At 63.2% G+C, this 23,195-nt stretch carries 25 protein-coding genes; 22 read left to right on the top strand and 3 right to left on the bottom strand.

The features are described from left to right. Nucleotides 1-71 precede the first annotated feature (71 nt). Entirely contained in the window at nucleotides 72-971 is a 900-nt protein-coding gene (locus AruPA_RS19520; RefSeq protein WP_265638431.1) for an MBL fold metallo-hydrolase, read from the bottom strand. A 67-nt stretch (nucleotides 972-1,038) separates the two neighbouring features. Next, nucleotides 1,039-1,191 (bottom strand): hypothetical protein, encoded by a 153-nt coding sequence (locus AruPA_RS19515; protein ID WP_265638430.1) that lies wholly within the window; start codon nucleotides 1,189-1,191, stop codon nucleotides 1,039-1,041. Between the two features lie 157 nt (nucleotides 1,192-1,348). Between AruPA_RS19515 and AruPA_RS19510 the strand changes: the two genes are divergently transcribed. From AruPA_RS19510 to AruPA_RS19500, 3 genes are all read left to right on the top strand, one after another. Further along, complete coding sequence (locus AruPA_RS19510) at nucleotides 1,349-2,074, top strand: response regulator (protein ID WP_265638429.1); 726 nt, start codon at nucleotides 1,349-1,351, stop codon at nucleotides 2,072-2,074. Then, nucleotides 2,074-3,522, top strand: coding sequence for an ATP-binding protein (locus AruPA_RS19505; protein WP_265638428.1), 1,449 nt, complete (start codon nucleotides 2,074-2,076; stop codon nucleotides 3,520-3,522). Before AruPA_RS19510 ends, AruPA_RS19505 begins: the two co-directional genes overlap by 1 nt. A 105-nt stretch (nucleotides 3,523-3,627) precedes the next feature. After that, nucleotides 3,628-4,575 carry an IS1595 family transposase gene (locus AruPA_RS19500; RefSeq protein WP_265638427.1) on the top strand — a complete coding sequence of 316 codons (948 nt, stop codon included), beginning with the start codon at nucleotides 3,628-3,630 and terminating at the stop codon, nucleotides 4,573-4,575. Here AruPA_RS19500 and AruPA_RS19495 read toward each other — a convergent pair. Then, nucleotides 4,504-5,961, bottom strand: a complete 1,458-nt coding sequence (locus AruPA_RS19495; RefSeq protein WP_265638426.1) for an MFS transporter — start codon at nucleotides 5,959-5,961, stop codon at nucleotides 4,504-4,506. The genes AruPA_RS19500 and AruPA_RS19495 overlap by 72 nt on opposite strands. A 173-nt stretch (nucleotides 5,962-6,134) precedes the next feature. Here AruPA_RS19495 and AruPA_RS19490 point away from each other — a divergent pair, with 173 nt between their 5' ends. From AruPA_RS19490 to AruPA_RS19400, 19 genes are all read left to right on the top strand, one after another. Beyond that, nucleotides 6,135-6,794, top strand: coding sequence for a metalloregulator ArsR/SmtB family transcription factor (locus AruPA_RS19490; RefSeq protein ID WP_265638425.1), 660 nt, complete (start codon nucleotides 6,135-6,137; stop codon nucleotides 6,792-6,794). A 227-nt stretch (nucleotides 6,795-7,021) separates the two neighbouring features. Then, nucleotides 7,022-8,047 (top strand): YncE family protein, encoded by a 1,026-nt coding sequence (locus tag AruPA_RS19485; RefSeq protein WP_265638424.1) that lies wholly within the window; start codon nucleotides 7,022-7,024, stop codon nucleotides 8,045-8,047. Beyond that, nucleotides 8,047-9,132 (top strand): Cj0069 family protein, encoded by a 1,086-nt coding sequence (locus tag AruPA_RS19480; protein WP_265638423.1) that lies wholly within the window; start codon nucleotides 8,047-8,049, stop codon nucleotides 9,130-9,132. The genes AruPA_RS19485 and AruPA_RS19480 overlap by 1 nt, the downstream gene beginning before the upstream one ends. 188 nt (nucleotides 9,133-9,320) lie before the next feature. Beyond that, on the top strand, nucleotides 9,321-11,336 hold the full coding sequence (locus AruPA_RS19475; protein ID WP_265638422.1) for a conjugal transfer protein TraG: 2,016 nt from the start codon (nucleotides 9,321-9,323) through the stop codon (nucleotides 11,334-11,336). Between the two features lie 3 nt (nucleotides 11,337-11,339). Beyond that, nucleotides 11,340-11,900 (top strand): conjugal transfer protein TraG, encoded by a 561-nt coding sequence (locus tag AruPA_RS19470; RefSeq protein ID WP_265638421.1) that lies wholly within the window; start codon nucleotides 11,340-11,342, stop codon nucleotides 11,898-11,900. Continuing rightward, nucleotides 11,887-12,894, top strand: a complete 1,008-nt coding sequence (gene trbB, locus AruPA_RS19465; RefSeq protein ID WP_265638420.1) for a P-type conjugative transfer ATPase TrbB — start codon at nucleotides 11,887-11,889, stop codon at nucleotides 12,892-12,894. Before AruPA_RS19470 ends, trbB begins: the two co-directional genes overlap by 14 nt. After that, entirely contained in the window at nucleotides 12,891-13,268 is a 378-nt protein-coding gene (locus AruPA_RS19460) for a TrbC/VirB2 family protein (RefSeq protein WP_408859025.1), read from the top strand. Before trbB ends, AruPA_RS19460 begins: the two co-directional genes overlap by 4 nt. Then, complete coding sequence (locus AruPA_RS19455; RefSeq protein WP_265638419.1) at nucleotides 13,265-13,537, top strand: VirB3 family type IV secretion system protein; 273 nt, start codon at nucleotides 13,265-13,267, stop codon at nucleotides 13,535-13,537. Before AruPA_RS19460 ends, AruPA_RS19455 begins: the two co-directional genes overlap by 4 nt. Nucleotides 13,538-13,555: 18 nt before the next feature. After that, a complete protein-coding gene (gene trbE, locus AruPA_RS19450; RefSeq protein WP_265638418.1) occupies nucleotides 13,556-16,252 on the top strand; it encodes a conjugal transfer protein TrbE in 2,697 nt (898 codons plus the stop codon). Next, entirely contained in the window at nucleotides 16,249-17,028 is a 780-nt protein-coding gene (gene trbJ / locus AruPA_RS19445; protein ID WP_265638417.1) for a P-type conjugative transfer protein TrbJ, read from the top strand. The genes trbE and trbJ overlap by 4 nt, the downstream gene beginning before the upstream one ends. Further along, nucleotides 17,025-17,363 carry a putative entry exclusion protein TrbK-alt gene (trbK-alt, locus tag AruPA_RS19440; RefSeq protein WP_265638416.1) on the top strand — a complete coding sequence of 113 codons (339 nt, stop codon included), beginning with the start codon at nucleotides 17,025-17,027 and terminating at the stop codon, nucleotides 17,361-17,363. Before trbJ ends, trbK-alt begins: the two co-directional genes overlap by 4 nt. Then, nucleotides 17,356-18,705 (top strand): P-type conjugative transfer protein TrbL, encoded by a 1,350-nt coding sequence (gene trbL, locus AruPA_RS19435; RefSeq protein WP_265638432.1) that lies wholly within the window; start codon nucleotides 17,356-17,358, stop codon nucleotides 18,703-18,705. Before trbK-alt ends, trbL begins: the two co-directional genes overlap by 8 nt. Beyond that, complete coding sequence (gene trbF, locus AruPA_RS19430) at nucleotides 18,702-19,412, top strand: conjugal transfer protein TrbF (RefSeq protein ID WP_265638415.1); 711 nt, start codon at nucleotides 18,702-18,704, stop codon at nucleotides 19,410-19,412. The genes trbL and trbF overlap by 4 nt, the downstream gene beginning before the upstream one ends. Next, the gene (trbG, locus tag AruPA_RS19425; protein ID WP_265638414.1) at nucleotides 19,409-20,392 is read left to right on the top strand and encodes a P-type conjugative transfer protein TrbG; all 984 of its coding nucleotides are present in this window, start codon (nucleotides 19,409-19,411) and stop codon (nucleotides 20,390-20,392) included. Before trbF ends, trbG begins: the two co-directional genes overlap by 4 nt. Next, nucleotides 20,389-21,669, top strand: a complete 1,281-nt coding sequence (locus tag AruPA_RS19420; RefSeq protein ID WP_265638413.1) for a TrbI/VirB10 family protein — start codon at nucleotides 20,389-20,391, stop codon at nucleotides 21,667-21,669. Before trbG ends, AruPA_RS19420 begins: the two co-directional genes overlap by 4 nt. Nucleotides 21,670-21,688: 19 nt before the next feature. Continuing rightward, a complete protein-coding gene (locus tag AruPA_RS19415) occupies nucleotides 21,689-21,922 on the top strand; it encodes a DUF2274 domain-containing protein (protein ID WP_265638412.1) in 234 nt (77 codons plus the stop codon). Nucleotides 21,923-22,059: 137 nt separating this feature from the next. Continuing rightward, complete coding sequence (locus AruPA_RS19410; protein WP_265638411.1) at nucleotides 22,060-22,356, top strand: DUF1778 domain-containing protein; 297 nt, start codon at nucleotides 22,060-22,062, stop codon at nucleotides 22,354-22,356. 139 nt (nucleotides 22,357-22,495) lie between these two features. Next, a complete protein-coding gene (locus AruPA_RS19405; RefSeq protein ID WP_265638410.1) occupies nucleotides 22,496-22,705 on the top strand; it encodes a hypothetical protein in 210 nt (69 codons plus the stop codon). After that, nucleotides 22,702-22,869, top strand: a complete 168-nt coding sequence (locus AruPA_RS19400; protein ID WP_265638409.1) for a GCN5 family acetyltransferase — start codon at nucleotides 22,702-22,704, stop codon at nucleotides 22,867-22,869. The genes AruPA_RS19405 and AruPA_RS19400 overlap by 4 nt, the downstream gene beginning before the upstream one ends. The last annotated feature ends 326 nt before the right edge of the window (nucleotides 22,870-23,195 follow it).

Below are 23,195 nucleotides of genomic sequence, written 5' to 3'. Positions count from 1 at the left end.
AGACCGCCGATGGCAGTGGTAATGCTGCGACGTTTCATAATTCTCATCCTTGACGGTGTTGCTGTGAAATCTCAGCGCTTGCCGGGTGCGGCGCCCGACTGACCCTTGGTTTTCACCGGGATCAGCAGATAGCGCACCCCATTGGATTCCGCCGGAGGAAAGCGCCCGGCGCGGATATTGACCTGGATCGACGGCAGCAGCAGCGCGGGCGCCGCAAGCGTGGCATCGCGTGCATCGCGCATCGCAACGAACGCGTCTTCGGTGATCCCGTCCCGAATATGCTTGTTGGTGGCGCGCTGTGCCGCGACCGTGGATTCCCAGGCGTAATGGTCGCGACCCGGTGCCTTATAGTCGTGACACATAAACAGCCGCGTCGCGGGCGGCAGGGCCAGTAGGCGGTGGATCGAACGGTACAAAAGATGCGCATCGCCGCCCGGAAAATCGGCGCGCGCCGTGCCGTAGTCGGGCATGAACAGGCTGTCGCCGACGAACACCGCATCGCCGATCTTGTAGGCGACGTCGGCCGGCGTATGACCCGGAACATGCAACACCTCCACCTCCAGGACGCCGATCGCGAAGCGTTCACCGTCGCGATACAGACAATCGAAGTCGCCGCCATCGGCCTTTACGTCAGCGGCATTGAAAACCGGGCGAAAAATCCGCTGCACGTCGCGGATATGTTCGCCGATGCCGATCAGCGCACCGGTACGCTGCTTGATGAACGGCGCCCCCGACAGATGATCGGCATGGACATGGGTTTCCAGCACGCGCTCGATGGTGAGCCCGCCGGCCTCGGCGGCATCCATTATCGCCTCGACCGAACTGGTATCGACCTCGCCGGACCCCGCGTCGTAATCGAGCACCGGATCGATCACCGCCGCGCGCCGGGTTGCCGGATCGGCGACCAGATAACTCACCGTGTGGGTCGGCTCGTCGAAAAACGCCTGTATCGAGGGGCGGGATTCACTCATGGTGCCTCCGAAATCCTGGGCTGTGCCGGTCGCCACGCATGCCGGTAATTGAAATGAACCCGCCATATCAGCCCCGTCTGCCGGCGCCGATATATTTCAGCAGTGCCACGATCCCGAGTACGATGAGGACCACGATCAGGATCATGACCAAGCCAAACCCGCCCATCATGCCCCATCCCCAACCGTTCATCATGCCACCGCCCATCATCATGTCCTTCACGCCATCGTCGTGTCAGCCCGCTATATAGGGATCGGATGTCACCAGAAATTGTCAGTCCACCGCTAAACAATGGCAAATCATGTCAAATCCGCCGTCCGACACAGATTGGCATAACTTTGTTGCGGCATGCTCGGACGGCCCCGGTTATAGCATCGTCGTGAGCGAGACACCGCATATATTGCTTGTCGAGGACCATCGCGAAATCCGCGAGCTGGTTCAGCGCGTCCTGCAACGCGAGGGCTTCCGGGTCAGCTTGGCCGCCGAGGGCCGCGCGATGCGCAAGCTGCTCGCCGACCAGCGGATCGACCTGATCCTGCTCGACCTCATGCTGCCGGGCGAGGATGGCCTGTCGCTCTGCCGCGCGGTGCGCGCCGACAGCCAAGTGCCGATCATCATGCTGACCGCCAAGGGCGACGAAGTCGATCGGGTGATTGGTCTCGAAATGGGCGCCGACGATTATCTGTCAAAACCGTTCGGCAGCCGCGAACTGATCGCGCGAATCAGGGCGGTGCTGCGTCGCGCCCCCGCTGCCATGGCACAGGTGCGGCAAACCCAGCGCTACCGCTTCGATCGGTGGGTGCTCGATATCGAACGACGGGAACTGATCGGTGAGGACGACATCGCCGTGGTACTCAGTTCGGGAGAATTCGATCTGCTCGTGGTGTTCGTCGAACGGCCGGGTCGCGCCCTCAGCCGCGAGCAATTGCTCGATCTGGCGCATGGCCGCAACACCGCCCCGCTCGACCGCAGCATCGACACCCAGATCAGCCGTCTGCGCCGCAAGATCGAACGGGATGCGGCCGACCCGCAACTGATCAAGACCATCTGGGGCAGCGGCTATCTCTTCACGCCGACGGTCGAACCGATCAAGGCAGGCACCTGATGCGGCGCCTGGTCCCCGCCACCTTGTTCGGTCAGACCCTCGCTGTCTCGCTGGCCGGTCTGGTGATTTCCGCGCTGCTCGGCATCGCGATCCTGGCCTTCAATCAGACCACCATGCTGCGCACCATGGGCGCCTACGCAGCTACCCAGCGGATTGTCAATCTGGCACGGCTGATCGACGAGGTGCCGCAAAACTGGCAAACGCCCCTCATCAAGGCAGCCAGCAGCGACACGTTGCGGATCGCGCTGTTGCCGCATCGGCCGGTCTGGGTGTCGCATGACGCGACCGGCACGGACGCGAGAATGATCCGCATTTTCCTCGCCCGCCAGTTGCCGCCCGATATTGCCGCCTCGCTGCATGTCGAGGTTGGAACAGCCTTCCATCATGGCGAGGCGTCACAGCGTGCCATGATGGAGATGATGGCATCATCGGCGCATCAATCGATGCACATGGCGATGCCGCACATCATGCCGATGATGCAGGGTGCGCTCATGCCGGGCATGGGAGACTGGCGCGCCTTGCGGGTCGCGATGATGCTCCCGCAAGGCCGATGGCTCGCCTTCACCGTCGCCCTCCCGTCGGCCGGCTTCGGCCTCGCCCGGCCTTTCCTCCTCGCTTTGATCGCCATGGCGCTGATCGTCATTCCGGCCTCGATCTGGGCGGTCCGGCGGGTCACCGCACCGCTCCGCACGTTGGCGGCCGCCGCCGAGCGGCTTGGCCGCGATGTCACCGCACCACCGCTTGCCGAAACCGGAACCATCGAGACGCGCCAGGCGGCCCATGCGTTCAACGTCATGCAGGCGCGTCTGCGCCATCTGGTGGAAAGCCGCACGCGCATGCTGGCCGCATTGTCGCACGATCTGCGCACCCCGCTCACCCTGCTGCAATTGCGGGTCGAGGATGTCCCGCAGGCGGAGGAACGTGATCGCATGCTGGCAACCATCGCCGGGATGAACCAGATGATCGAAGCAACCCTGGCTTTCGCCCGCGACGATGCCGCCATCGAACCGTTCCGGCGCCTCGATCTGACGGCTCTGCTGGCGGCCATCGTCGATGATCTGGCCGATGCCGGGCTCAAGGCGACCCTGGAACCGGCACCACCGATCACCGTGGACGGCCAGCCTGCCGCCCTGCGCCGTGCGCTGGTCAATCTGGTCGATAATGCCCTAAAATATGGGGGCTCGGCGTCGGTGACGGTCGGAACCGGCCCACACACCGCGATCGTGACGATCGATGACGCCGGGCCAGGCATCCCGCACGCCGAACTCGCGAAAGTTTTCGAGCCCTTTTACCGGGTCGAACTGTCACGCAGTGCCGAGACCGGCGGCAGCGGTCTCGGACTGTCCATTGCGATGGCTGTGCTACAGGCGCATGGCGGCACCATCGAGCTGTCAAACCGCGGCGAAGGCGGCCTCTCGGCCTGTGTTGTTCTGCCAACAAAAGCCTGATGACTTTATAGTCGGCGGATAAAAATATTCCTGCTTACCCACCTTGTTCAGCCGTTTTCGGGACGGTACATAATAGGAACATCCCGATATTAACGGAGGCTTTCGATGGCACGAAACGCGGTGCAGTTGCAGAAAGGGTTGAGCGAGGCGGAATTCGATCGTTTGTACGGCGCCGAGGAGCAATGCCTTGCGGTGGTGGTCGCGTTGCGCTGGCCGGAGGGGTTTTCCTGTCCGGTCTGCGGCGGGACATCGCATAGCGTGATCAAGACCCGCCGGTTGTTTCAATGCAGCACCTGCCGACGCCAGACCTCGGCGATCGCGGGGACGATATTCGCCTCGACCAAGCTGGCGCTGCGCACGTGGTTTCGCGCGATGTATCATATGACGCAGAGCAAACAGGGAATATCCTCGGTCGAACTGGGTCGGCGCCTCGGTGTGCGCCAGACCACGGCGTGGATGCTCAAGCATAAACTCCAGCAGGCAATGATGGAGCGCGATGGGCGCAAACGCTTGAAGGGACGGATTGAAATCGACGACGCTGTCCTGGGAGGCGAACGCTCCGGCGGCAAGCGTGGGCGTGGTGCGCCCAGCAAGACGCCCTTTGTCGCCGCGGTCGAGACCACGCAAGACGGCAAGCCGTTGCGGCTGAAACTGCGCCGCGTGGCGGGCTTCACCGGCCAGGCGATCTCGCGGTTTGCATTGCACAGCCTCGATCCGTCCTGCACTGTGGTCAGCGACGGGTTGGCCTGCTTTCATCGTGTGACCGATGCCGGGTGCCAGCATCAGGCGATCCTGACCGGCAGCGGCCCTGTGGCAGTCCGCAACCCGGTTTTCAAATGGGTCAATACCGCACTCGGCAATATCAAATCCGCGATCAACGGGACGTACCGAGCGATCAGCACCAAACACGTGCCGCGATACCTTGCCGAATTCGAATACCGCTTCAACCGAAGATACGACCTCGCCAGCATGATCCCACGGCTAGGCTACGCCATCGTTCAGGCTCCGCCGATGCCTTATCGCTTGCTCAAATTGGCTGAGGATCTTGGGTAAGCAGGAAAATATTATTGATACTGACCGTGATGCCGGCGAACGCAAGGCGTGCGGCGAACCCCAATACGCCATAACGGCTGACCAGCGCCGCGATCGGACCGGTTGCCGCAAGGTTACGCTCGCGCGTCCCTGGGTTTCGGCTCCTTGACCCCGAACGCGATCCACAGGCCGGAGCAGGCGACGAGCAGTGCCGTCAGCCACATTGCCGGGCGAACCGCGTCCCGCAGCCTGGGCCACGAGGCCGAGCAGGAGGGCGCCGATCGCGTAACCGGTGTCGCGCCAGTAACGGTAGGTGCCGAGCGCCTTGCCGCGCCAAAGCGGCGGCGTCAGGTCCGACATTGCGGCGATCAGGTTGGGGTAGAGCAGCGCCATGGCGAGCCCCATGATCGCGGCGGCGATGAACCAGACCATCGGCACGGTGCCGAGCGCGGTCATGGCGATGCCGCCGGCGAGGAGCAGGAATCCCGTGACGATTGGTGGTTTGCGGCCGATCCGGTCAGCCAGATCCCCGGTCCAGAGCTGCGACACGCCCCAGACCATGGCGTACAGCCCGGTAATCCAACCGATTTCGGCAAGTTTCAGGCCCTGGAGGTGAAAGAAGATCGGAAACAAGGCCCAGACCAGCGTATCGGCGATCTTGTTTGCGATACCGCCCTGGCACAAAGCGCGATATTGCCGGTCGCGGAACGACACCAGCATGAATACGCTGCCCCATCCGGGCGGCGGCGTGGCGGCTGTGCCGGCTGGCTTGGCTGCGAGCGCCTCGGCACTTTCGGCGCGCACCCAGGGCAGCGTGTCGCGCAGTTTGATCAGCAGGCCGAGGCCGAGTGCGATGGTGACCAGGCCGAAACCCAGCAGAGCCGCACGCGCGCCGAACGCCGCGGCGAGATAGGCGGCCGCCAGCCCGGCGATACCGACCGCGACATACCCGGTGGCTTCGTTGATCCCGACTGCAAGGCCGCGCTGGTTGGTGCCGGCCAGATCGATCTGGCTGGTTACCGTCATGGTCCAGGTGAGGCCCTGGTTGATGCCGAGAAACACGTTCGCGCCGATGATCCACCACCAGGTGGGTGCGATATAGATCATCAGCGGTATCGGCACCGCAGCCAGCCAGCCGATCAGCAGCACCGGCTTGCGGCCGATCCGGTCGGACAGGGCGCCGGCGACGAAGTTGAGCGCGCCTTTGACCAGACCGAATGACAGCACGAAGCTGGCGAGAAAGAAGAACGCGTGCGGTTTTACGCCGAATTTACCGCTGAGGGTCGGCAGCACCGCGCGTTCCATGCCGATCATCAGACCGACGAAAAACACCTGCACCGCCTGGAGCGCGAACTGGCCGCGGTTGCGGCCGATGCCGCGTGGATGAGTCCCGGTCGCGGGGGTCACTGGCGCACCTGGACGGTTCGTTTCACTGTTCGGCGCCGATCAGGTAGACATCCGGCAACAGAATCACCCCTGAGAACTTGCCTTCGAACCATCGTCGACTCCCTCGAATTCTTGACCATCCGAACGATCTGTCATTCAATCAATTCGTTGATTGATTCCGTGAACGGAGTGCCATGTCAAGCCTCGGTCCCAAGCAACGGATTTTTACCGCCCTCGCGGACATCGCACAGGCGATCGGTCACCCCCACCGGCTCGATATTCTGGAGCACCTCGCCCAGGGCGAGCGCAGCGTCGACGAGGTGGCGGCGCGGGTCGGGCTGACCATCGCCAACACTTCGCGCCACTTGCAAATCCTGCGGCGCGCCCGGCTGGCCGAGCCGCGCCGCGAGGGCAAGCGGATGCTCTACAGCCTGATCGGCGAAACCGACGTGATCGGGCTGCTCACCGCGCTCGGCCGCATCGGCGAGCGCAACAATGCGGAAATCCAGCTCGTCATGACCAGCTATTTTCGCAGCCGCGACGCGCTCGAACCGGTCTCACGCGCAGATTTGCTCGCCCGTCTCGAAACCGGCGGCGTGCTGCTGCTCGATGTTCGCCCGGAGGATGAATTCAGCCAGGGGCATCTGCCGGGTGCCCTCAACATTCCGCTCGCCGACCTCGACCGCAACATCGGGACACTGCCGCGCGACCAGCCGATCATCGCCTACTGCCGCGGACCCTATTGTGTTTTGTCGGTCGAAGCCGCCGCGGTTCTGCGCGCCGGCGGCTTCGATGTGCGCCGCCTCGAGGACGGCTATCCCGAATGGCGGGCGGCGGGCCACCCGGTGGAATGATCGCGACCATCGTTCCGGTGCTGGTCGCACTCGCCTTCGCCTGGAGCATGGGGGCGCATTATACCAGCGCCTGCTTGGGCATGCCCTATGCCACGAAACCGATTTTCGTAGCTGGATCATCGGTCCGGACTTGGGGTTCGTTCTGGCCTATCGGGTCGCGCGGCTCTATTGGCTGATCGGTTGAACCGACCGGCGTGGAACAAGCCGGGCGCGATTACTGGAGAACCATGAAGAATTTCACGAGTTTCATCGAGAAATCGGCACTCTGTGCGTTTGCGCTGCTCGCATTCATACTGGGGCACCCCAGCGACGGGTACGCCCGCACTCTGCCGCTCGCCATCATCCATAAGGATGTCATGCTGACGCCGCAGCCGGGGCGGTTCGACTATGAAAGCATCGACCCGCAACGCCACCTGCTGTTTATCGCCGATCTCGGTGCCGGCACGATCAGCGTCGTCGATCTCGACACCCATGGTCTCGTCGCCACCCTCCGGAACACGCCGGCGGTCCACGGCGTTCTCGCGGTGCCATCTCTCGATGAGGTCTTCGCAACCGCGACCGGCACCGACACGCTCGACGTGATTTCGGAGAAAACCCTGCGCATCGTCGCCACCGCGCCAGCCGGCGTCTATCCGGACGGCATGACCTACGATCCGCGCAATCATCAGCTTTTCATTTCCGATGAACAGGGCAGCACGGAAACGGTCATCGATACCCGAACCAACCGGCGCGTCGCCACCATCGCGATGGGTGGGAAAGTCGGTAATTCGCAGTATGATCCGGTCAGCGGCATGGTGTTCGCCGATGTCCAGACGCGTAACCAGATCGTCGCGATCGATCCGAAGACGCACCGGATCATTCGCCGCATCCCGCTGCCGCCGGCATGTCGGCACGACCACGGCTTGCTGCTCGACCCTGCATCGCGCGTCGCCTTCGTCGCCTGCGACGGCAATGCGCGCCTGCTGGTGCTGTCGATGCCAGGCATGCGGACCTTGTCGGTCCATCGCACCGGCGACGCTCCCGACGTACTGGCGTTCGATGCGCGACTGCAGCGCCTCTATGTCGCGAGCGAGAGCGGCGTCGTTGCGGTGTTTCACGTGGCCGGGACAACTCTGCAACCGATCGGTCGGGCCCGGCTGGCGTTCGAGGCTCATGTCGTAGCGGTCGATCCATCATCGAGCGACGTTTACTTTCCCTTGCAGAATGTCAGGGGCCGCGGCGTATTGCGTATCATGGCACCTGAGAAGCATTGATGATGCCGATCCTGGACGGGCAGTACACAGCCCACGGCAAACGCCCGACGATCGCGATCCTGACACGCGGCGACCCCGCGACACGGTTGACCGCGACGGCGGCAACCAGCCGCCTGTCGGCCGTGTTCGAAGCCCTCGCGGCATGCGATATCGCAGCCGAACCGGTCATCTACGACGAGACGGTGGCGGCGGAGGTGCGCGTGCAACTCCTCCGTGGTGATGGCGTTCTCGTCTGGGTGGATCCGATCACCGACGGCCGGGACCGGTCCGCGCTCGATCCGTTGCTGCGCGACATCGCCTCGGCCGGCATTCTGGTCAGCGCGCACCCCGACATCATCCTGAAGCTCGGCGTCAAGGCGGCGCTGTTCCACACGCGCAGCCTGGGCTGGGTTGCCGATATCGATCTCTACCCGGATTTCGAGGATTTCAGGGCCCGGATGTCGCAGCGCCTTGCGGGTGGCGGCGTCCGGGTTCTCAAACAGAATCGCGGCAATGGTGGCAACGGCGTGTGGAGCGTCCGGTTGGTGGCCGGGCCGCAGGACAAACCAGGTGCGGACAGCTGGGTGCGGGTCGAGCACGCGTGGCGTGGCAGCATCCCCGAGGATATCCGGCTCGGCAGCTTCATCGAGCGCTGCAAGCCCTATTTCGCCGGCACCGGATGCATGATCGACCAGCCGTTCCAGCCGCGTCTGCCGGAAGGCATGATCCGCTGCTACATGGTGCAGGACCGGCTGGTCGGATTTTCGTATCAGGTCTCCCAGGGCCTCATGCCCGTGGCTTCGAAAGCCGAAGGCATACCGCCCGGGAAAGTTATGTTCGGGCCTGACGAGCCACGATTTCAGGCGCTCAGGGCGAAAATGGAACAGGACTGGCTGCCGGCGCTACCGCGGGTCCTGGACATCGATCCGGGTGCTTTGCCGGTGATCTGGGACGCCGATTTCCTTTACGGACCAAAAGACTCGGACGGTTCGGATACTTATGCTCTCTGTGAAATCAATACGAGTTGCGTGTTCCCGTACCCCGACGAAGCGCCAGCGGAGATCGCCGCTTCCTGCGCGCGATACTACACCACCGGCCAAAGATAGAACGCCTCACGTATCCGCCGGAGCGATAAGCCGCCGCTGCCTGATCGGCTACAAGAAATCTTGGCGACTATGATCAGGACCGCCGAACGCTTCTATTTTTCTATCTTCTACGATGAGTTGATTTTGTTGTTGCGCGGCTGATTTTCCGGTCCTCTATCTATGCCCGTTCATATTCGTGAGCGGGATTGATGAGCGGCACAAAAATTCTCTGGGGTCAGATGCTGGGCGCACTCGCGATAGTGCTGCTCGGCTGCTGGGCGGCGACAGAGTGGACCGCCTGGCGGCTCGGCTTTCAGCCAGCGCTAGGGGCGCCCTGGCAACATCTCGGCTCCATCCGGCTCTACCAGCCGCAACTGTTCTTCGCTTGGTGGTATCACTTCGACGCCTATGCCCCAGGAGTTTTCGCCAGGGGCGCCTTCATTGCGTCCGCCGGAGGCCTTGGCGCGGCGCTGCTGGCGATCGGGGCATCGGTGCTCCGCGCCCGGCAATCCCGCCGTGTCACCACATATGGCTCCGCCCGCTGGGCGGCGAAGCACGACATCGCTGCCGCCGGGTTGTTGGGTGGCACCGGCGTCCAACTCGGTCGGATTGGCTCTAATGCCCTTCGCCATGATGGCCCGGAACACGTGCTGGGCTTCGCGCCGACGCGCTCGGGCAAAGGCGTCGGCCTCGTGGTGCCGACGCTGTTGTCATGGACCGGGAGCGTCATCGTTCACGACATCAAGGGCGAGAACTGGACCCTGACCGCCGGATGGCGCGCCCAGTTCAGCCACTGCCTACTGTTCGACCCGACCAACCCGTGCTCCGCCGCCTACAACCCGCTACTCGAAGTTCGCTGCGGTGAATTCGAAGTGCGCGATGTCCAGAACATCGCCGATGTGCTGGTCGATCCGGAAGGCGCGCTGGAGCGGCGCAACCACTGGGAGAAGACCAGCCATTCGTTGCTGGTCGGCGCGATCTTGCATGTGCTCTACGCCGGAACGGACAAGACCCTGGCCGGCGTCGCCGCTTTCCTTTCCGATCCGGCACGACCGATCGAGCGCACGCTCCGAGCGATGATGGCAACGCGTCATTTGGGTGCGAGCGGCGTCCATCCGGTCATTGCGCAATCGGCCCGCGAACTTCTGAACAAATCCGAGAACGAGCGCTCGGGCGTGCTCAGTACGGCAATGTCGTTCCTCGGCCTCTATCGCGACCCGGTGGTAGCCAAGATCACCTCGCATTCCGATTGGCGGATCGCCGATCTGGCTTCGACGGATCGGCCGGTTTCGCTCTATCTCGTCGTGCCACCTTCGGATATCTCGCGGACCAAGCCGCTGATCCGCCTCGTCCTCAATCAGATCGGCCGTCGCCTTACCGAGACGCTGGATAATCCGGTTCGTCGCGCCGGTGGCGCGCATTCTTCGCGGCTTCTGTTGATGCTCGACGAATTCCCGGCGCTGGGGCGGCTCGACTTTTTTGAATCCACGCTCGCCTTTATGGCCGGCTATGGCATTCGCGCCTTCCTGATCGCGCAGTCGCTCAACCAGATCCAGAAAGTCTATGGCGAGCACGACGCGATCCTGGACAATTGCCATGTCCGGGTCTGCTTTGCGACCAACGACGAGCGAACCGCCAAGCGTGTTTCCGAGGCGCTTGGGACTGCGACCGAACTCCGGGCGATGAAGAACTACGCCGGCCATCGGCTCGCACCGTGGTTGTCGCATCTGATGGTCAGCCGTCAGGAGACCGCCCGCCCACTGCTGACGCCGGGCGAAGTGATGCAGCTACCACCGACCGACGAGATCGTCATGATCGCCGGCCTGCCGCCGATCCGAGCCAAGAAGCTGCGCTACTACGAGGAGCCGGCGTTCCAGGACCGGATGCTACTCGCGCCGGTCCTGTCGCCGAACGGATACGGGGATTGTCCGCCGTCGCGCGGCGACGATTGGACCGGCATTGCTGCGATCGGAATCCCCAGTCTCGCGTGTGGCACGAGCGACGAACCACCTGCCGATCCGGCCAATGGCGGTATCCGCCAGGAGCCGGAACTCCCGGAGCATGAATCGATCGTGCCGGCGCGCGCACCGGCTCACGAATTCGATTTCCCGGAAGATGACCCGGACGACGAGCCGCAGCGCCAGCGAACTCTTGCAGCGATGCAACGCCAGACCGTGCGTGCCGTCGCGATGGATCATGACGACGGCATGGGACTGGGAATGTAGATCATGAAGAGCCGCCTCAATTGCTACTTCGAACCCAAACTCGCCGACCAACTCACCACCTTCGCGTTGCGCCAGGGCGTTCACCGCTCGCAACTCGTCGAGGCGGCGGTGATGGCGTTCCTTTCGCCCGATGCACTGGACCGCCGCGAAGCCGCCTTTGTCCGTCGGCTGGATCGCCTGTCGCGACAGATGGAGCGGATCGAGCGCGATCTCACCATCGCCATCGAGGTGCAGGCCCAGTTCGTGCGGTTCTGGCTGTCCGCCTCGCCACCGATCCCACCCGACCAGCAGGATGCCGCCAAGGCCCGCGGTGCCAGTCGCTACCAGGGTTTCATCGAGACCTTGGGCCGACGGCTCCAGCGCGGCGACTCCTTGGTCCGCGAGATCAGCAAACAAATTACCCCCGAATTCAATGGGCGGGACAACGCCGCTGCCGACACCAGCGTCGGTGCCAGCGCCGGTCCAAGCGCCGGTCTCAGCGCCGGCGGCGGCGGCACACACGGCGCGGTTTCAGCTCAAGACGCGATCCTGACCGGAATGGAGGACGAAGATGTCGGCACCTGATGGGGCAGGGGTCCTGCTGAACCGCTCGGTGCGGATGCTACGCACCGCTCTGGGTCCGGCCATTGCGGCGTTGCTGGCGGACCCGGAGATCGTCGAGGTGATGCTCAACCCGGACGGCAAACTCTGGGTCGACCGGCTCGGTGCCGGCCTTGCCGATACCGGCCTGATCATGCAGCCCGCCGATGGCGAACGGATCATCCGCCTGGTTGCCCACCATGTCGGTCTGGAGGCACACGCGTATAACCCGCGTATCTCGGCCGAACTGCCCGAGACCGGCGAACGCTTCGAGGGTCTGTTGCCGCCGATCGTAACCGGCCCCACCTTCGCCATCCGCAAATCAGCGATCGCGGTGTTCTCCCTCGACGACTACGTTGCAGCCGGGATCCTGCTGCCGGGTCAGGCAGCCCTGCTGCGCATGGCGATCACCGAACGCTGGAACATTCTGATTACCGGCGGCACCTCAACCGGAAAAACTACACTCGCCAACGCGCTGCTCAAAGAGGTGGCTGCCACCGGCGATCGTGTCGTGGTCATCGAGGACACCCGCGAACTCCAGGTCGAAGCACCGAATCTGGTGTCTTTGCGGACCAAGGAGGGGGTCTGTTCCCTCGCCGATCTGGTCCGCTCCAGCCTGCGCCTGCGCCCTGACCGAATTCCGATTGGCGAAGTACGTGGTGCCGAAGCACTTGATCTGCTGAAAGCCTGGGGCACCGGCCATCCGGGTGGGATTGGTACGATTCACGCCGGCTCCGCCCTCGGTGCGCTGCGCCGGTTGGAACAGCTAATCCAGGAGGCGGTGATCAACGTACCGCGGCCGCTGATCGCAGAAACCATCGACCTGATCGCCGTTCTTCAAGGTCGCGGCCGGCACCGCCGCCTCGCCGGTATCTGGCAGGTCGCCAAGACACTAACCGCCGGCGACTACGTGCTCGCCGAGATCGGGTCCGCACCAAACTCCAATGTTTTTCTCGTCCAGCCCGGGAGCCACCCATGAAACTCAAATCGGTCAAGACGCCCAAAATGCCCAGACCTTCAAAGCGTCGGGAGACCCCTGTTGATCCTTGGCAGCCGAAGCTGGTCGCCATACTGGCGGGCGCGATGCTGTGGCCGGCTTCCGCCCTCGCGGCCGGGTCCAACATGCCGTGGGAGCAGCCACTCCAACAGATCCTGAATTCGATCGAGGGGCCGGTGGCAAAGATCATCGCCGTGCTGATCATCATCGGTACCGGCCTTGGTCTTGCGTTCGGCGAAAGCTCCGGCGGCATGCGCCGGCTGATCCAGATCGTCTTCGGCCTGTCGATCGCCTTTGCGGCCGCGAGTTTCTTCCTCACCTTCTTCAATTTCTCCGGCGGAGCTTTGGTGGGATGAACAGTCTGGAAGATATCCCCGGCTGGTCGGTGCCGCTGCATCGCAGCCTGACCGAGCCGATCCTGCTCGCGGGTATCCCCCGCGGCATGGCGATTGCACTCGGCACGCTGGCAGCGGCGATCGGTCTCGGGCTGCAGCTCTGGCTGGCCGGGATCGCGATCTACCTGATTGGACATACGGCGGCGTTGTTTCTGACGCGGCAGGACCCTCAATTCGGAACGGTGTTCGCCCGGCACCTGCGTGCCGCGCGTCATCCTCTCGACACCTGACCAGGAGCCAATTACGAGATGCTCGATCTTCGGGAATATCGAACCCAGCGCCGCGAACTCGCAGATTATTTGCCCTGGGCGGGGCTGGTCGGTCCTGGCATCGTGCTGAACAAGGACGGCGCGCTTCAGCGTACCGCGCAATTCCGTGGGCCTGACCTCGATTCCAGCACTGCAGCCGAATTGATCGCGGTGACCGCGCGGGTGAACAACGCGCTCAAGCGCCTGGGAGAAGGCTGGGCGATCTTCGTCGAGGCCGCACGATCCGCCGCTCCGGGCTATCCAGCAAGCGCATTCCCCGATCCGGTGTCCTGGCTGGTCGATGAAGAACGCCGGCACGGCTTTGACGAGGAAGGGGCGCATTTCGAGAGCCGGTATTTTCTGACCTTTTGCTATCTCGCGCCGCCGGAACGCGCCGAGCGAACCAACCGCCTGCTCTACGAGGGCGGTCATCAGCAGGGCCCGCGAAACCGGCGACCCCCAGGCTGGGCGCAAAGGCAAAATCAAGGTCAAAACGAGGCACAGAGCCGCAGGCGAGACCAGGGCAATTTCAGCGAGATCGACTGGCGCGGCGTTCTGGACGGATTCACCGCCGAGACTGACCGGGTTCTCGACTTGCTCGCCACTCTCATGCCGGCGTGCGCCTGGTTCGATGATGCCGAGACGTTGGCCTATTTGCATGCCACGATTTCGACCAATGGGCATCATCCCGTCGCCGTGCCGGCGGTGCCGTTCTATCTCGACGGGCTATTGCCCGACTGCGATCTGACGCCCGGTATCGCGCCGATGCTGGGGCGCTGCCATCTCCGCACCATCACGCTACGCGGCTTGCCGGACCGGACCTGGCCGGGATTGCTCGATGACCTCAATCGTCTGCCGATCGCATACCGCTGGGTCGCGCGTTGGTTGCCCCTGGAGAAGCCCGAGGCGCAGAAAGAACTTGGCCGCAAGCGCCGTCACTGGTGGGCCAAACGCAAAGGCATCGCCGCCTTGCTGCGCGAGGTCATCTGGCAGCAGGAGACACGTCTCGTCGATAGCGACGCCGAGAACCAATCGCTCGATGCCGATATCGCCCTCCAGGAACTCGGCTCGGATGCCGTCAGCTTTGGCTATTTCACTGCGACGGTGACGGTCTGGGATACCGATGAGGCCGCCGTTGCCGGGAAACTCCGCCAGATCGGCCGCACGGTGCGGGCGCAGGGCTTCGTGGCCGTCGAGGAGACCCTGAACGCGGTGGAAGCCTGGCTCGGCAGCCTCCCCGGCCAGTGTTACGCCAACATCCGCCAGCCGCTGGTCTCCTCACTCAACCTCGTCCACATGCTGCCGCTCTCGGCGGTCTGGGCCGGTCCCGACCAAAATATCCATCTCGGCGGTCCGCCGCTACTAATCGCCCATACCGCCGGATCGACGCCGTTCCGCCTCGTGCTGCACCAAGGCGATGTCGGCCACACCTTGATCGTCGGCCCCACTGGTGCGGGCAAGAGTGTGCTGCTGGCGCTGATCGCGCTGCAATTCCGCCGTTACGCCGGCGCGCGCGTGGTGATCTTCGACAAGGGCCGATCTTCCAAAGCGGCCGTGCTCGGCATGGGCGGCGCGTTCCACGATCTCGACCTCGGCGGCGCGGTCTCGCACCAGCACGATCACGCCGTCGCGTTCCAGCCGCTGGTCCGGATCGATGATGCCGCCGAGCGGGCCTGGGCGGCGGATTGGGTTGCTACCCTGCTGGTGCAGGAGAGCATCGAACTCACGCCCGAAGTTCGTGGTGCCATCTGGTCGGCCCTCGGCTCGCTGGCGACGGCGCCGCTGCCCGAGCGAACGCTATCGGGTTTTACCGCCCTGTTGCAGGCGAACCGGCTCAAAGCGGCACTCGAGCCCTACACCATCGCCGGGCCGTTCGGCCGGTTGCTCGATGCCGAACACGAAAGCATCGGCAATGCCGACGTGCTCGCCTTCGAGACCGAGGACCTGCTCGGCGCAAAACATGCAGCGCGCGCCGTTCTGACCTATCTGTTCCATCGGATCGAAGCCGGGCTTGACGGGCGGCCGACCCTGATCGCGGTCGACGAGGCATGGTTCGCCCTCGATGATCCGGTCTTTGCGCCAAAGCTGCGCGAATGGCTCAAGACGCTCCGGCGCAAGAATGCCTCGGTGCTGTTCTCGACCCAGAGCTTGGCCGATATCACCCGCTCGCCGGTCGCCCCTGCGGTGATCGAAAGCTGCCTGTCGCGCATCTTCCTGCCGAATGCGCGCGCGATCGAACCGGAGAGCCGGGACGCCTATGCGCGTCTCGGCCTCAATGACCGGCAGATCGAGACCATCGCCCGCGCCGTTCCCAAGCGCGAATACTGGTTCCAGTCGGCAGCCGGCTGCCGGTTGTTCGAACTGGGCCTCGGCGAGATCGCGCTGGCCTTCTGCGGTGCCAGCCGGGCGGAAGACCTCGTCGCGATCGACCGGATCATGGCCGCACGCGGACCTGACGACTTCCCAAGGGCGTGGCTGCATGAGCGCGGCATCGCTTGGGCGGCAGAACTGCTACCGGCTCCACACATCGCCGCACCGGATCAAACCAATGTCAGCCCAACAACCCGTTACCGGTTACGGCTGGATGCCGGCGTCCAAGCCGCCCCAGCCTCTCCGCCTCTCCCGTTCAGCGATGGAGTCAAGAGTCAGCATGCATCCAAAAGATGCACTGCTTCCACGACGGAGGGTCCATCATGAGGCGCCACATCTGGCACAGATGCCAACAGAAGATCATCGGCATGGCCTTGATCGGGTTGATGGCAGTCGCCGCTCCGATTTCGGCGCAAGCCGACGTTCCGGTGATCGATGTTTCGAACCTGACCCAGAACGTGCTGACCGCCGCGCGAACCCTGGAAGAAGTCAACAATCAGCTCACCCAGCTCCAGCAGGGCATCTCCATGCTGGAGAACCAGTCGCGTAATCTGACATCGCTGCCGTTCTCCGTGCTTTCCCAGCTGCAATCTTCGATGGGACAGATCAACCAGCTGATGGGGCAGGCGCAGAGCCTCGCCTATACCGTCCAGCAGGTGCAGCAGCAATTCCGCACCCTCTATCCGAACTATCAGTCGCCCAGCTTCCAGGGCAACGTCACCCAGGCCGGCCTGCTGGCGGATGCCAATGCGCGCTGGCAGGCGTCGATCAACACCTTCCAACAGACGATCGATGTGCAAAGCCAGATCGTCGCAACAATCCCGGCCGATCAAGCTGACCTTTCATCCTTGGTCACTAAAAGCCAGGGGGCGGTGGGTGCGTTGCAGGCGATCCAGTCCAGCAATCAGCTGCTCGCTCTTCAATCGCGCCAGCTTTCCGCGACGCAGGACCTGATCGCCGCGGACGCCCGCGCCCAGGCCGCGAACGCCATGCAAAACGCCGAGGTCCAATCGGCCGCGCAAGCCGAATGGCAACGCTTCTACGGCAACGGCGTCGGCTATACTTTTGCTCCGGTCAATCTGTTCGGAGGGTCAGCACCATGAATGCCAAATTTCTTGTCGCCATTTCATTTATTGTCATCGAAATTGTCGGCACATCTGCGCCGGCACGGGCCAGCGCACCGACGATCGATCAATTGGTCGCCAACCCAAAAATGCTCACGGCCGAGCTTGATCGCTGCAAACAGCTCGGCATGGCAGCCAATAACGATGCACGGTGTCATACCGCATGGCAGGCAGAGAACAAGCAATTCTTTGGGAAAGCGCCGACCTACACGCAGAAGCCCGTCAATCTCTTTCCTAACACGCCTAATAAGCTTGTTCCCGCAGAACATGAACAAACTACAAATCCATCCAACGCTGGAACGCCGCATGGGTAGCAATCCGTCGATTATCGACCATTTCCTCAACATATTTAGCGAGTACATCAGCTCTGGGTTTGGTCTGATCGCTCCTGACGTTGGCTTCCTCGTCGTCGTGCTGATCGGCATTGATGCCACCCTTGCGGGTCTCGCGTGGGCGCTTGGCGAGGACAACGTCATTCAGGCCTTCGCGAAGAAGGTGTTGTATGTCGGGTTCTTCGCCTTCATCCTGAACAATTGGCAGTTGCTGGCGCAAATCGTTTTCGAAAGTTTTGCCGGACTCGGTCTGAAGGCAACCGGATCGTCCCTCAGCTACGCTGAATTCCTCCATCCCGGCTTGCTGGCACAAGCTGGTGTGCAAGGGGCGGATGTACTGCTCTCGCAGATCCAGCGCCTCGCCGGGTTTCCGAATATCTTCTGGAACCTTGGCGAGATCCTGGTCATGGGCCTGTCCTGGATCGTCACGCTGCTCGGCTTCTTCGTGCTCGCGATTCTGCTGTTCCTGGCCATCATCGAATTCAAGCTCACGACTCTGAAGGGCTTTATCTTGGTTCCCTTCGCCCTTTGGCGCGGCACCGCCTTCATTGCCGAGCCGGTACTCGGCCAGATCGTCACTTCCGGCGTCCGGGTTCTGGTGTTTGCCGTGGTAACCGGCATCGGCACCCAATTGTTCAGCCAGATCCTGCCGAGCAATCCGGCCGCCGTGCTGTCGCTGCAGGACGCACTCACCATCCTGCTGGCGTCGATGACCATTGCCGGTTTGGCATTCTCGGCAAACCGCCTGGCGGCCGGAATTACCTCTGGTGCACCACAGCTCGGTCTGGGCAGCGCTGCGGCAGCGGGCGGCGCCGCTGCTGGTGTCGTGACAGTGGCCGGGACGGGCGGGATCGCGGCTGTCCGCGCAGCCGCCTCCGGCGTCGGCGGCGCAACATCCCTCGCCGGTAGAGCCAGCGGCGCCTTTGCCTCCGGCACCGTCACGGGCGGCGGCTCCGTCTCGGCCGGCCTTGGCGGCGTTGCTCGTGGTGCAGCGGGTGCGGCCGGCAGCGGATTACGCGGCATCGCCCGGAACGCAACGTCGGGATTGCGCGACCGCTTTGCCGCCGGCCAACGCGCCGGCTGGGCGGCGACCGGCGGCAGCGGCTCCGGGAACGGGGATTCGGGTGGTGGTGGTTCGGGCGGCGGCACAGAACCCGCATCCGCATCGTCGGACGCCGCCAAGCCTCCCGCTCGTTCCGGCGCGCCAGCCTGGGCCGAAACTCTGCGGCGCCGCGAAGCCCAACGAACCGTCGAGCGCATCGTCCGCGAGGGCGAAGCCGGTGGCGGCGGCATGCGGCCCAACCTGCGAGGAGACCGGCCATGAGATGGCGGCGCATCTCCTCTCGGATGTCTCAAACGGAAACTCCGGCGACACCCTACCAGCGCGCGGGGCAGCTCTGGGACCAGCGGATCGGATACGCCCGCGTGCAAGCCGCGAACTGGCGGTTAATGGCCTTCGGCTGCCTCGCCCTCGCAACCGTTGTTACCATCGATGATATCCGCGCCCATTCGCGCGCCATGGTCACGCCCTTTGTCGTGGAGGTGAACCACCTCGGCGCCGTACAGGCGGTCGCGCCGGCGCAGGCCGAGGTCCAGCCCACCGACACCGAGGTCGCATATTTCCTCGCACAGTTCATCGAACGGGTACGGGGTCTTTCGGTCGATCCCGTCGTCGTCCGCAAGGCCTGGCTCGACGCCTACGCGCAGATCACCAGCCACGCAAAACCGATGCTCGATGCATACGCTCGCCGGGCCGATCCGTTTGGACGGATCGGCAAGCGCGCCATCACCGTCGATGTCACCAGCGTGGTGCGCGCAAGTCCAAGCTCCTTCCGCGTCGCCTGGGTAGAACATCCGTACCAGGATGGCACCGCCCTGCTGCCTGAGCACTGGACCGCCATCCTCACCGTGGTGATCCAGACCCCGCATACCGAAGCGGCACTGCGCCAGAACCCGCTCGGCATCTACATCGACGCGATCAGCTGGGCCCGCGAGGTGAATTCCGTCCAGACCGAAGGATCCACCCCATGAGATTTTTGCCCCTGCTCCCGATTGCCGGCGCTTTGTTACTCTCCGCCTGCGCGCAGCACGTGCCGAAAATCGCCTATGATGATCCACAGCCGGCACATCTCATTGCACCGCCGCCACTGCCCGTCCGCGTCGTGCAGCTGCCTGAACCGCTACCGTTGCCGGGTCAGTTGAAGAAACTCCCCTCGGCGCCGCCGTATCGGCACCTACCGCAGCCCGCGAACCCGGTCGCGCGCGTGGCGGCTGCCAATGCGGCGGCCCGGCTCGACCCGACGCGGGACGGTTACATCAACGCGATGCAGGTCTTTCCCTGGTCGACCGGCGCCCTCTATGAAATCTACGCCTCCCCGCTGCACGTTACCGATATCGCGCTGCAGCCCGGCGAGCGTCTGATCTCGATCGCCGCCGGCGATACCGTGCAATGGAAGATCGGCAACACCACCAGCGGATCGGGCCCAACCACACAAGTCCATGTCCTGGTCAAACCGATCTCGGACGATCTGCCGATGAACAATATCGTCATCATGACCAACCGGCGCGCCTATCACCTCGAAATCCATCCGACCAAGCACACCTACATGGCCGCTGTGTCGTGGAATTATCCGCTGGACGATCTGCTGGCACTCAAGACCCAGAACACCGCCTCCATCGATTACGCCAGCACCATCGCGACGAGCCACGTCGATCTTGCGGATTTGCATTTCCGGTACCGGATCAGCGGCGATCATCCGCCGTGGCGGCCCGTGCAGGTGTTCGATGACGGCTCTAAAGTCTACATTCAATTCCCGCCCGGCATCGCCCAGGGCGACATGCCGCCGCTGTTCATCCTTGGCGCATCAGGGGGCAAGGCAGAGATCGTCAACTATCGGGTGCGCGGCAATACGATGATCGTCGATCGACTGTTCGCCGCCGCCGAGCTTCACCTTGGTGCCGGGCCACAGCAGATCGTCCGGATCACCCGCACGGACGGCAGCAGCGGATGACGGGCCCGGAGAACAACCAGTCGCCCGCGCCCCCATCGGCGCCGCGGCCGAAAGCCGATCCGGCATCGTTTGCGATCCGAGCACGGCCGCGCGCCGTGACCAGGCTGTCGCGCCGGATGCTGATCACCGCCGCGGGGGGCCTCGCGCTTTGTATCGGCGGCGCTGTTTGGTGGGCATTCGCGCTGCACAGTTTTCGGATCGTTACTGGCAAGCAGCTCTACAACACCGATGTCCGGCCTTCGGCGCAGGCGATGAATGGTTTGCCAAAGGGGTATGCCGGCCTGACCAAGCCGAAACCGCCGCCCACGCCAGCCAAGGTTCCTCAACTGGGACCGCCCCTGCAAGGCGACCTTGGATCACCGATGCCGGGGCAGCCCGCATCGCCCGATCTATCCGCGACGCCGTCTAATCTATCAGAACAAGCGACGGCACGGCTTCGTGCGCAGGCTGCCCTCGCCGGAGTGTTCTTCACCATGACCCGGAGTCCTAGCGGCGGAGGCGGTCGCGCCCGATACGCCGCGGCCGGCAGACCAGCAAACCCGTCACAAATATCATCCCCGGATCGAGCCCATCTGCTCGGCGCAAATTTGACGGGCCGACACACCAATCCGGGCGGGCAGGGCGAGAAACAAGACTTCCTCGACAGCTCGGTCGATCGCTCGGTCTACTCGCCGGATCGCCTGCAACGGCCGATCAGCCCCTACGAGTTGATGGCCGGGAGCGTCGTACCGGCGGCCTTGATCACCGGCCTGAACTCCGATCTGCCCGGCCCGGTGATCGCCCAGGTGACGCAGGACGTCTACGACAGCGTCACCGGCCGCTACCTGCTGGTTCCCCAGGGCGCCAAGCTGATCGGGAAGTATGACAGCGTGGTCGCCTTCGGCCAGTCACGCGTGCTGCTGATCTGGACGCGGCTGATCATGCCGGACGGTAATTCGATCGTACTCGACAATCTGCAGGCCGCCGACACCAAAGGCTATGCGGGGCTCAAGGATGGTGTGGATTACCATTTCTGGAAACTGCTGCGCGGCGTCGCGCTGTCATCGCTCCTCGGGGTTTCGAGCGCGCTTGCAACCAACAACGTCGCAGGTGGCAACGGTTCCGGCAATTTGATTATCTCGCTCGGCCAAAGCGGCGATCAGGCGACCAACCAGGCGGGCCAGCAGATCGTCTCGCACGACCTCGGCGTTCAGCCGACGCTGAGCATTCGACCGGGATTCCAGTTCGACGTGATGGTCAACCGCGACATCGTGCTACGGGCCTACGCAGGATCGTGAGAGAGAACAGAGCACAAGAATGACAAAACTTCGCATTGGCGCGTTGCCTGACGACAAACCTGTCAAGCGGACCATTACCTTCTCCGCGGCACAGGACAATCTGCTCCGCGACTACGGTGCCGCGATTGCTGCCCAGGACGGATTGGCAGACGCCCCGTCGGTCGAGAGACTCGTGCCCGCCATTATCGAGCGCTTCATCACCACTGATAGGGGGTTTCGGAGTCGGAAGGAGCATGTCAGCTCGAAAGGTTAATGGCGTTCGGGAAATAAGCAAAAGCCGCGATCGAACGGACAGGCAACTTGGACCCGAATGAAGCGTTCAGATTTGTCAAGCTGTATTGCGTTATGCGCTACGCCTTGTAAGATAGCTGGAACGACCAGGAGATCCTCATGTCAGCTTTAACCAAGCGCAAATACTATCCACTCTCGAGGCGCCTCCCGGAGATCGATATTGCCATAATCGATCGCGCCGCTGATCTGCGCGGTCGTTCGAGGACAGATTTTGTGCGCGACGCCGCCGTCCGGGCTGCCGAGGAAGTGGTGATGGAGGCGAATTTGATCCGGATGAGTCCGGGAGGCTTCGAGACCTTCACCAACGCCATCGCAGGACCAGCCGTGCCAGTGCCGGAGATGATCGCCTCTCTTCGTCGCCAAGCGCCATGGCAGAAGGATGCGGCCAAGCGCTGATGCCGGCGTTGCCGCTCTCGGCACCTGAACTGCTGGGAGCGAACCACGATGTATCCGCGTTTTCCTGCCGCAGCCGGCCCTCGACCATTGGCTGAAAACCCACGCGCTCTCAAACGAGCAGAAGGGCTTCACCGTCGTCATGGTGGTCCACGCCCTCGGCCGCATTGTGGGCTATTACGGCTTGGCGCCAACCGCCATCGTGTCATCCACCTTGCCGCGTGCAATCCGCACTGGCCAACCGCCTGATCCTGTCCCCTGCATCCTGCTCGGCCAGCTCGCTACCGATCATGCCTGGGCGGTCTGGGAATCGGTATCGGCCTCTTCAACCACGCTCTCGCGCGAAGCGTGAACGGCGCCACGCTGATCGGCGGTCGCGCCCTGGTCGTCAACGCGATCGATCAAGAAGCCGCATTATTGTGGCAGCGTCGGGGATTCATTCCGTCAAGGGACAATCCGCTGATCCTCTTCCGCCCGATGGCGGTCATACGATCGTCGCTGCGGGCAACAGAATAACGGACCACCACAATAAATATTTTTCCTACTTAGCGCGTCCACCCGGCGGACTAAGGAATGATATTGTTTTCTCAAAATAAATTTCAAACATGTAAGCAAGTTTCTCATAGCTGTTTTGATATTGTGGTCTATTTTCCCTGTTATCACTGATATGTATCGCGAATTTTAACATTTTTACTCACATAAATGGTAACCATTCACACCCCCCTGTCTTGCCTGGAACAGCGCGTTAGCGGGTGATCGATAGGACGGCGCAATAGGGGCTTGCGTTTCTATCCGAATCGGATTCTACGATTCTGATGCGGCGTCAGAGAATCCCCGGCCTG

This window comes from Acidiphilium sp. PA, assembly GCF_026191915.1.
Taxonomy (GTDB): Bacteria; Pseudomonadota; Alphaproteobacteria; order Acetobacterales; family Acetobacteraceae; genus Acidiphilium.
Note: the sequence above shows the minus strand (reverse complement) of the source record. Positions and strands in the feature narration are given on the sequence as shown.

Coding starts and splice junctions, on each gene's coding strand:
- trbL (WP_265638432.1), top strand. CDS start 17,356: ATGGGTAGCAATCCGTCGATTATCGACCATTTCCTCAACATATTTAGC.
- trbG (WP_265638414.1), top strand. CDS start 19,409: ATGAGATTTTTGCCCCTGCTCCCGATTGCCGGCGCTTTGTTACTCTCC.
- AruPA_RS19505 (WP_265638428.1), top strand. CDS start 2,074: ATGCGGCGCCTGGTCCCCGCCACCTTGTTCGGTCAGACCCTCGCTGTC.
- AruPA_RS19500 (WP_265638427.1), top strand. CDS start 3,628: ATGGCACGAAACGCGGTGCAGTTGCAGAAAGGGTTGAGCGAGGCGGAA.
- AruPA_RS19490 (WP_265638425.1), top strand. CDS start 6,135: ATGTCAAGCCTCGGTCCCAAGCAACGGATTTTTACCGCCCTCGCGGAC.
- AruPA_RS19455 (WP_265638419.1), top strand. CDS start 13,265: ATGAACAGTCTGGAAGATATCCCCGGCTGGTCGGTGCCGCTGCATCGC.
- AruPA_RS19475 (WP_265638422.1), top strand. CDS start 9,321: ATGAGCGGCACAAAAATTCTCTGGGGTCAGATGCTGGGCGCACTCGCG.
- trbE (WP_265638418.1), top strand. CDS start 13,556: ATGCTCGATCTTCGGGAATATCGAACCCAGCGCCGCGAACTCGCAGAT.
- AruPA_RS19405 (WP_265638410.1), top strand. CDS start 22,496: ATGGTGGTCCACGCCCTCGGCCGCATTGTGGGCTATTACGGCTTGGCG.
- trbF (WP_265638415.1), top strand. CDS start 18,702: ATGAGATGGCGGCGCATCTCCTCTCGGATGTCTCAAACGGAAACTCCG.
- AruPA_RS19415 (WP_265638412.1), top strand. CDS start 21,689: ATGACAAAACTTCGCATTGGCGCGTTGCCTGACGACAAACCTGTCAAG.
- AruPA_RS19410 (WP_265638411.1), top strand. CDS start 22,060: ATGTCAGCTTTAACCAAGCGCAAATACTATCCACTCTCGAGGCGCCTC.
- AruPA_RS19470 (WP_265638421.1), top strand. CDS start 11,340: ATGAAGAGCCGCCTCAATTGCTACTTCGAACCCAAACTCGCCGACCAA.
- trbJ (WP_265638417.1), top strand. CDS start 16,249: ATGAGGCGCCACATCTGGCACAGATGCCAACAGAAGATCATCGGCATG.
- AruPA_RS19480 (WP_265638423.1), top strand. CDS start 8,047: ATGATGCCGATCCTGGACGGGCAGTACACAGCCCACGGCAAACGCCCG.
- AruPA_RS19460 (WP_408859025.1), top strand. CDS start 12,891: ATGAAACTCAAATCGGTCAAGACGCCCAAAATGCCCAGACCTTCAAAG.
- trbB (WP_265638420.1), top strand. CDS start 11,887: ATGTCGGCACCTGATGGGGCAGGGGTCCTGCTGAACCGCTCGGTGCGG.
- trbK-alt (WP_265638416.1), top strand. CDS start 17,025: ATGAATGCCAAATTTCTTGTCGCCATTTCATTTATTGTCATCGAAATT.
- AruPA_RS19485 (WP_265638424.1), top strand. CDS start 7,022: ATGAAGAATTTCACGAGTTTCATCGAGAAATCGGCACTCTGTGCGTTT.
- AruPA_RS19420 (WP_265638413.1), top strand. CDS start 20,389: ATGACGGGCCCGGAGAACAACCAGTCGCCCGCGCCCCCATCGGCGCCG.
- AruPA_RS19520 (WP_265638431.1), bottom strand. CDS start 971: ATGAGTGAATCCCGCCCCTCGATACAGGCGTTTTTCGACGAGCCGACC.